The sequence below is a fragment of the bacterium genome (genome assembly GCA_021372535.1).
Lineage (GTDB): Bacteria > Latescibacterota > Latescibacteria > Latescibacterales > Latescibacteraceae > JAFGMP01.
On record JAJFUH010000236.1, the window covers coordinates 1 to 8,949 of the forward strand.

The following is an 8,949-nucleotide window of genomic DNA, read 5'->3' on the forward strand; positions in this document are numbered from 1 at the left end:
GAGAAACATGCTCGGGTACATACGTGAAATGGTTTTTAAAGGATCCGTTCCCTCGATGGTGGCGGCGCTCCTCGACAGTACGATCGATAACGACGAGCTGGCAATTGTGAAAAAACTCGTCGATGATGCGGAAAAGGAGAAAAAATCATGAGCTGGCTTTATTTCCTGGATCGCCTGGGGTCGGAATTTTCGGTATGGTATGTTTCATTCCTGTGGCATTCCCTGCTTGTTTATACGGGATTGAGTCTCGTTCTTTTCGGATATCGAAAACACAGCGCCCGGGTGAAATGCACGGTATGGATCGTATCCATCCCCATGATGCTTGTCATGCCGTCATTGTCCCGTCTGGCCATTAAAAGCAACATGCCTCTGTATAAAGTCGATGTTCAATCAGTCCAGGCTCCTGAAACAATCCTGGCTGAAAATGTAGTTGCCGGAACAATCCATGACAGTGTCAAGCCGGAACAATCTCCCGACTATCCTTCTCCGCGGGCTCTCTTTCCCGCCCTTTACGGTATAGCGGTGATGGGCATGACTGGATTCTTCCTTGCGGGAAGGAGAACAGTCAGAAGGGTCGTTCTTGACGCAACACCCTTTCTGAACACCACGGTTCTTGCGCTTGTGGAAAGCTGCTCCCGAAATCTGAATATTTCCCGCACCGTTTTAGTGCTGGAAAGCGATAAAATTCCCGTACCGTTCACATCCGGCCTGCTTCACCCGGTTATCGTACTCCCGTCGGGCCTGTTCTCACGCATATCAGCGGACGAGAAACAGCACATCATTCTCCACGAGCTTTCACATATCAAGAGCCACGATTCCGCTTTGCTTGGTTTAACAGCGATTGCGCGCGTACTGCTGTTTCTGAATCCGTTTGTCTGGTTCTCGGTTTCGAAAATCACAACACTGGCGGAAGAATCATGCGACGAACTCGTTGTCGAGCACTTTGGCGAGCCGGTGCAGTATGCGCGGACCCTGACCTCGATTGCCGAAACGGTGAGAAACAAGTCCTTCGGGCTTGAATACGCCGCAGGTTTTGTCTTTTCACGGCGGGTATTCCTGAGACGAATCAAATCCATACTGTCCATGAGGAACCATACTATCGTTAAACTGTCGCGGAGCGCAACGATGATGCTCGTCATCCTGATGGGTGCTCTCGCTGTGAGCATTGTCTCCTTCCCCGTCACAAGCCGGGCGATAAAACTCTATGATGGATCATCAACGCTTTCCAGGCTCGAATCGTTGCGGGACAAGGCATCAACCGGAGAAAAACGGGAGGCGATAGAAAACATCATCGTGTGTTTTCAGAAATACAACCGGCATATTATCCCCGCCGTAGAATGCTCCGAATTAATTCTCGATGCCGACAGGAATATCCCGGTCATAGAAAAGCTCGCGGAATACGCCATAACCAATGGTTCGGAAACCATAGTATATATACGGATAGCGGAATATGCGGCGAAATCGGAGATAGCCAGCGATGAGTTTCTGGAGATAGCCGGTCTGGTACAGACATACGGTTGTGAAGCGCAGACAATGGTGAATCTTGCTAAAAAGGCTTCACGGGCCGGCAGCGAGTCGAAGCTTGAGCACGTACGTGCCGACATACGGAAGCTGGGCAGCAGGCTGGCTATGATGCCGAAACCGGAGAGAACATCTGTTACAGCCCCGGCCGTACCGTTCATGACGATGGCGGATATCGAAACGAAAAAAGAGCAGGCTCAGACCGCGGAGAAACGTGAGGCGATAGAACGGATTCAGAAACTCCTGAAAAAATACGACAGACATTACAGTGTGACACGGTGCATTGACCTGATCCTCGAAACGGACAGGAATGTCGAGGTCATCGGAAAGATTGCGGAATATGGCGTGACTGTGCCGTACTGCACCATGGCGTTTGTGGAGATTGCGGAGTGCGCCGCTAAAGCTCCGGTCGCCGATGACGAGTTTCTGGAGCTTGCGGAACTGCTGAAAAAGCGGGGAGATGGAGCGCCGGTACAATTAGCCCGTCAGGCGTCGCAAGCCAGTAATGAGACTGAGCTTAAGCAAGTAAAGCGGAAGATCAAGGCGCTGAAAAATGATATATCAGCATTACCGGGCATGATGATTGCAGGTTTTTTCAGTTTGATTGACCGCTCCGTACAATAACCGGGAAATCGGCACCAATGGTACGTATCAGGATAACCGATTATTCTGTCAAAGATTCAGCCATGGGGGGGATAAATTGTTTAAAAAACTTACACTAACAGCAGTTATATTCCTGATTATTCTGCCAATTCTTTCGGTTTATCCGGACAGTAATACCGAAAAATCCGTAAAGAATGCTTTCGGGACATATCAGGAAGCATTGAACAAGGAAGATTACAAAACGGCATGGAACAGTTATTCAAAGAATATGCAGGCCAAGAGTAGCTATGAAGCTTTTGTCAAAAATTATAGCGATCAAGAAACAAGGGATGTGTACGGCAGCCTGCAGGTTGTTGCGATCGATTCAACCGACAACGGCTTCGTTCTGGCGGCAAAACTTGGTGGTATGTGGAGTAGACTTGCAAAAAAGAAGCTGTATTACCGGTTCATTGCCGAGGGAGGAACATGGAAGATTAACGATTTTTATCCTCAGTCTCCTTTTTCACGAACTCCCCAAAAAGGGTATCTGCCCGGAGATATAGCAAGCCTGGATGCGGAGACGAAAGCGGAGGTGGCTGCCATTCAACAGGTGTGTCTGACCTATACAAAAAGCATGAGCGCCATGGATTTCCGTAAGGCATGGGAGTGCTACTGGGATGGACGGATACCCTATGACAGGTTTGTTAACTTAAAATACGTTCGCCGTATTCGGGAAAACGAATCTATAAGACAATACTTGGCTTCACTCACAGTACTTAATATTAAATATTCCGAAAATCAGGCTACTGCGGACATAGGGAAAGAGAACGAAAAAGACTTTAGTACGATTTATTTACTGGTAAAAAATGGCGGCCAATGGAAGTTAAGGAAAGAATACGATATTACTTCTCTCGGCTTCGGCGAAGATGATTTACCAGCATTTTATTTTGAACAGGGCACAAGTCAAAGCGGAATAGTGAAAAAAAAGGATACACTGGCATCCAGGGGACAGATTCCACCGGATGGTAAAGCACTCGAACCCTATGTCGCTTTCCTGAAGCAGGGGCACTCCGATCCTGTTGACTATGTCATGCACCTGTTCGATACCAACGATATCGTGGTTCTGTGTGAAAGAATGCATCCGGAGTCGACGCAGTGGGACATGATTTTCAGTATCGTCAGCGACAAACGGTTCATCGACCGTGTCGGAAACATATTTACCGAATATGGCTCTGTCAATCTCCAGCCGTATCTGGATGATTTCATGAATACCGACGGCCTGTCAGAAAAAGAGATCGGGCAGCGATCGGTCCATATCATGAGAAATCTCGGTCTGTGGCCCCTGTGGCCGAACACCAATTTTTACCGTTACCTGAACCGGCTCTATGCCCTCAATCAGTCTCTGCCCCGGTCAGCAAGAATCCATCATTATCTCTCCGACATCCCCCTCGACTGGGATACCATGACACAGGCAGGATATGATTCGCTTCGTGTAAACGTTTTTCCGGTGCGTGATAAAGTCATGGCGGACAGAATTATAGCAAAGGTCAGGGAGCTGAACGCGGGCAATGCGAAAAGAAAGAAATGTCTCGTCATCATGAATTACCGTCACGCTTTCGGCCCCATACGGGACGCTCAAGGTAAAATCCGGGGCAATACCTGCGAATATCTTTTCGAGGCTTTCCCTGGCAAAACGGCCAATGTGCTGATAAATACCGTGGGCATTGACGAGAGCGAGCAGTTTGTCAAGATCGCCGATGGCAAATGGGACAATGCTTTCAAAGCGGTCGACGATCCCGCGGCCGGGTTCGATTTCAGGGCTTCTCCTTTCGGAAAAGACCCTTTCGATATGTACCCCGCGGGTTCCTGGATTAAAGAGAAATACACATATCAGGACGTCTTTACGGGATTCATTTTCTATCTTCCTTTGAGCAGACACCTTCTGGAAGACGGTTTCCCCGGTATACTCGACGGTTTTGAGAATACCCTGTTGTCCCGTGCAAAATGTCTAAAACCCGATGCATCCGACAGTTATAAGAATGAGGTTATTCCTCTCTATAAGAAAGGGGTAATAAACAGCCGTAAACCGTCCTATGCCAATTTTTAATCGTCCGTAACCAGTGAGTTTCATTCTTTTCAACAGCCTAAAAATACCGAGGCCCGAGGTCTCTGAGACCGTAGTTGTAAATCCCGAGACTGCTCCGCTTGAGTGACCGGTAATCGGTGACTTTTTCGACGCCCTTTTCGCTCAGGATGTAGATGGGGATTTTCTCGATATCGTTCTGGCCGAGCCCGCGCTCGTTGGCGATACGGAGATAGGGAAGCTCGCGCGGGTCCTGCCCCATGAGCCACGAGGTGACCGCATCGACCGCAACGCTGCTCCGACCGACCGTGAGGAAATCGGCGTGGACGACCCCGATATCGTCTCCCCGGGCGAACACACCTTCGACCATGTTCACGTACGGCGAGGGGAGCGCCTCGTTGATGTCCATCATCCGCTGAGCCCACATTTCAGCCCAGAACAGGCGGGTATCGGCAATATCGATGAGGCTGTCGAGCGCTTTCTGACGGTCGTCGCCGGAGGTTTTCCCGTATTTCCGCCGGGCTTCGCGAAAGGCATCGTATCCGCCCGCGGCTTTGTATGACCGGTAAAAATCGCCGTCATCCCAGTACTTGTACCCCATGCCGGCATGGGTGAGATACGAGTATTCGACCGCTCTCCGGAATCCGCCGTTGAAATCGCCCATGAGATCGCGGCGCCAGATGTCAAGGGTCGACCATGCATCGCAGATGTGCCCGTACCCGCGCGGCATGACTCCCTGGATGTTCTTGAGGGTGAGCGTCGTGTGCCCCACCTTGTGCGTGTGGGCGTGGGCGATGTTGATGAACGTGGTGCCGTCGAGATAGACCGGCTTGTAGGTGCAGAACCGCCGTTGAACCATACCTTCGGGGTTTTCATGCCATACGAGCTCGTCCTTTTTGTAATGCTTGAAATACTGGACATGCGCCTCGATGAGGGGCAGGTTGTGCTTGTCGAGAAGAGCTTCGAATCCGCTCTCGACAACCTGGGGGTGACGGAGCGCGCCGCGTGCGCCGATGGCAACGTTCGAGTTGCCCATGTCACGGAGCGTATCGACAAACCCGACAATGAAATAGGGATGAACGATTCCGCCGTGGCTGTTTTCGACCGGACTGTCCTTGCCGAGACCGCCGACGAGATTCGGCTTGATGAAGGTTCGCCCTCCCTTTACAGCGCCCTTGCGGAACACCAGCCCGGCGGCACGGTTTCCGAACCTTTCCATCTGGTCGGGGCATGGCTTCCATGAGCCCTTTGCGTCCTGATCGGTATTGATGCCCGCATAGATGATGAACACGGCGCCCGGATTATCGAGAATTTCCTCACGGAGCACGGGGGCGGTATTGTTTTTCTCGCCTTTCTTCAATATTTTAACGCCGTCCCGGATGGTGAGCCCGGTGCTTTCAAGGGGACGGTCGGGTTCGTACGATACATCTCTTTTTGCAGCGGTCTGGGCGAAAACTCTGCCGGTCATGCCGACTGTCATCGCCGCTCCGGTCGCAGTCAGTAAAAAATCACGTCGTTTCATGAAACTTCTCCTCACAGAATAAACACCGCACATAAAAAACTGAATCACTATCCTCTTTCGGGAAATAATTCCCGTACAGATATACTCTTAATAATAAACTTCTTCCCGGTTTAAAACAAATTGTTTTATACCAAGTTGCGTTTAACCCGGATTATTCATAAACGCCGAAAAGTGTAGCGGTAACTATGATGTAATATCAATAATAACAAAATTCTATAATGTTATCCATGTTTTCATATGATCCCCCTCGGCTTCGCCGTGTCCCCCTTATTAAACAAAGGGGGAGCCAGCCCATCTCCCCCCTTAAAAAGGGGGGATGCCGCAAGGCAGGGGGGATCTTTTGTAAGAAAAAAACAAATTTATGAATAGATCGGGTTAAGAGCACAATAAAACCATAAAATATACCGTTTTTTTACCGCACATAAAAAAGGCGGAGAACAATCCGCCTTTTCATACCCGCTGTAAAAACCGTAATTACCTGATTATCAGCCCTGCACCTGTTATGTTCCGAAAGAATCAGCCGGACTCTCTGCCGGTTAAAATCCGCAGCTTCCTCCGCAGCATCCCCCCGAAGGACATGTCGGGTACGGAGCCGAAGAAGAACTCTGCGCAGCCGAAACAGCAAAAGTCGACATCAGCTTTTCAAGGTTTTTCGAGCCGCAGAATGTGCATTCCGGTGTTTCATCGGACGAGAATACGAGTAATTCCGAAGTTTTACCGCAGTCTCCGCATTTGTATTCATACAACGCCATAAGATATATCCTCCTGTAAAAGTGTTTCGCTGTTGATAATAGTATAATAGCAAATTAACTATATGTCAAGAGGTATTTTTTATATTTTTATCTTCCTGTGGATTTGGCAATCCTTATATTTCCGGGGCAGTCGTTATTCCAGGATGAAAAGCGGAATTTTTTTTGCTTCGAAACGGCATATGACCATATCACTTCACAATCCGCCGATTTTCCATATGAAAAAAACCGACACGACCGGTTTCGATCCGGCGTCCTGAAACGGAGAAAAAAACACTATCTAAAATATAATACTACCGATTCACAACCCGTAAGACTATAATAGGTATCATACAGCGCCCGATTTCACCTCAAAAAAACCATGCAATCCACCAAAACGTACGTGCTTACAGACATGACTATGAAAAAACACTGCCGGAATAAAAAGATATTCCCTTTTCTGATAATTCTCTCATTATCCGCGAGAATTGTATCAGCATCGATCCCCGATACGATTCCCCCCGAATTTAAATGGACTTCGCCGCAGCCGTTTTCGGTGATAACGACCAACACCATACGTCTCAGTGTCGATGCACATGACAGCGACAACGGCAGCGGCATAGCGAAAGCGGTCTTTTATGCAGGTTATATCGACCGTAACGACCGTATGGTTCCGAAGCACCCGATAGGCGAGGTCACGAATCCACCATACGAATACATGTGGAACTGCTCGGAAATACCCGACCAGAATTTACGGAATTTGCAGTTGTTCTGCGAGGTGTATGACAGAGCCGGAAATGTCGCGTACAAAGCCTCGGACGCCTATGAAAACAGCGGGCCGGCTGTGGTGCTGGACAGGAACCCACGGATAAACGACTCCATGCTGTTTTCGTTCCGTACCGAACGGAACATAATCATCGACGGCGATCTCGGTGAATGGGAAAAGAAGGACAGCATCACATTCACCAACAACGACAATATCATTACCGCTTATTCCCTGTGGGATAAGGAAAAGCTGTATTTCGGCATCATCATCGGGGGACGAAGCGCCATAAGTCATTTCGGTCCGGGATGCGAAAACCCCGTGGAAATGACGTTTGAGGATGAGATAGAGATATTCCTGGATCCCGATCACGATCATTCCCCGATATGCAGCGAAAATGTCCGTCACTTTCTCATTTCTGCGGCAGGAATGATTCTGGAACGGCGATATCATATAAGTGATACCTACACGACCACGGTGAACATAAAACCGGATGTCGAGCTCAAAGTGACCGTAAACGGAACATTGAACGATGACAGCGATATCGATAAAAATTACACAGTGGAGCTTGCGATCCCCTGGAATGACCTCGGCGGCAAACCCCGGGCGGGATTCAGCATGGGTCTTGAGTTGTGGAACAACGACAAGGATTACGTGAACGGAAGCTGGACATGCGGAGGATGGACGGTTACCGCCGCAAACCTTCAGAATCCCAGCGAATGGGGAAGCCTGGTGTTTGTGGACGATCTGCATCCGTACGCATGGCTGATATACGTACTGGTCGCAGCGGCATTTTGCGGTGTCTCGGGGTACGGTGTATTCACGATAAAGAAAAAGTACCGGCAAAAAGAATACCGTGAGCCGGTCATCGAAAGCGAGTTTGTCATAAAAGCCAGGCGATATATCGATGAACATTACGGCGAAGAAACGCTTTCCCGCGAGGATATTGCAGGTCATGTCGGTCTGGCTCCCTCGTATTTCGGCAAGCAGTTCAAAAAAGAAACGGGGTACAATTTATCCGATTATCTCACCAATGTCAGAATAGAGAAATCGAAGGAACTTCTCTCGAACACACGCAGGAAAATCTCCGAAATCGCCTTCGATGTGGGATTCAACAGCCAGTCCTATTTTGCCTATATGTTTAAAAAGAAAATCCGCATGTCGCCCAAAGAATACCGTTTACGCACCCGCAAAGAGGGCTGATTTCTCAATAATTATAAAATTTCGCTCAATATTTATAAATATTCGTTCTTCGTCTGATAGTAATTTTTATCATTTTTGTGTTAATTATACGTGCAATCGTGGTACGTTCATTGCCGCTTCTCAATGCGGATGAGGATGTAACTTCTATAAAGGGTTCTATGCGGCATAGTTCTGTACTCTGATTGCCTTACCATCCTCAAAAAAAGGTCTTCCCCCTTTTTTTAAAAGAGGAGCGAGAAGACCCGGACTCAAATCCGGGTCTTTTTTTTATTTTCGGCTGTTCTGCCCGATATGCATGGGTGTTATAGAATTTTTAATACGGAGACACGGAGGGAACGGAGAAGAAGAACACATCTAAAAGAGGATTTATTAATACGGTTGAATAGTGTCCGGTTAAAATTGTTATAAAAGTTCGAAATATCCTGTAAACAGGGCATTTACCGGCATATGGATTGTTTTAGATTTGATTGTTACCCCTTTTCTCCACCCTAACTCACCCCCTGCCCCCTCTCTTGTCACAAGAGAGGGGAAGCGCCCGCTAACATCT

At 48.5% G+C, this 8,949-nt stretch carries 5 protein-coding genes; 3 read left to right on the forward strand and 2 right to left on the reverse strand.

Annotated elements, in window-relative coordinates:
* Positions 1–147 precede the first annotated feature (147 nt).
* Positions 148–2,145: a M56 family metallopeptidase gene (locus LLG96_20475; protein ID MCE5252586.1), complete on the forward strand. Its 1,998-nt coding sequence runs from the start codon at positions 148–150 to the stop codon at positions 2,143–2,145.
* A gap of 76 nt (positions 2,146–2,221) precedes the next feature.
* The gene (locus LLG96_20480; protein MCE5252587.1) at positions 2,222–4,210 is read left to right on the forward strand and encodes a hypothetical protein; all 1,989 of its coding nucleotides are present in this window, start codon (positions 2,222–2,224) and stop codon (positions 4,208–4,210) included.
* 37 nt (positions 4,211–4,247) lie between these two features.
* Here LLG96_20480 and LLG96_20485 read toward each other — a convergent pair whose 3' ends face one another.
* Together LLG96_20485 and LLG96_20490 are read right to left on the reverse strand one after the other, a co-directional pair.
* Positions 4,248–5,708 (reverse strand): DUF362 domain-containing protein, encoded by a 1,461-nt coding sequence (locus LLG96_20485; protein ID MCE5252588.1) that lies wholly within the window; start codon positions 5,706–5,708, stop codon positions 4,248–4,250.
* A gap of 536 nt (positions 5,709–6,244) precedes the next feature.
* Positions 6,245–6,460 (reverse strand): zinc ribbon domain-containing protein, encoded by a 216-nt coding sequence (locus LLG96_20490; GenBank protein MCE5252589.1) that lies wholly within the window; start codon positions 6,458–6,460, stop codon positions 6,245–6,247.
* Positions 6,461–6,851: 391 nt separating this feature from the next.
* On the opposite strand from LLG96_20490, the gene LLG96_20495 reads away from it, so the two are divergent.
* Entirely contained in the window at positions 6,852–8,402 is a 1,551-nt protein-coding gene (locus tag LLG96_20495) for a helix-turn-helix domain-containing protein (protein ID MCE5252590.1), read from the forward strand.
* Positions 8,403–8,949 lie beyond the last annotated feature (547 nt).

Excerpts from the sequence above, each read along its gene's own strand:
- LLG96_20475 (MCE5252586.1), top strand. The coding sequence starts at position 148 with ATGAGCTGGCTTTATTTCCTGGATCGCCTGGGGTCGGAATTTTCGGTA.
- LLG96_20485 (MCE5252588.1), bottom strand. The coding sequence starts at position 5,708 with ATGAAACGACGTGATTTTTTACTGACTGCGACCGGAGCGGCGATGACA.
- LLG96_20490 (MCE5252589.1), bottom strand. The coding sequence starts at position 6,460 with ATGGCGTTGTATGAATACAAATGCGGAGACTGCGGTAAAACTTCGGAA.
- LLG96_20495 (MCE5252590.1), top strand. The coding sequence starts at position 6,852 with ATGACTATGAAAAAACACTGCCGGAATAAAAAGATATTCCCTTTTCTG.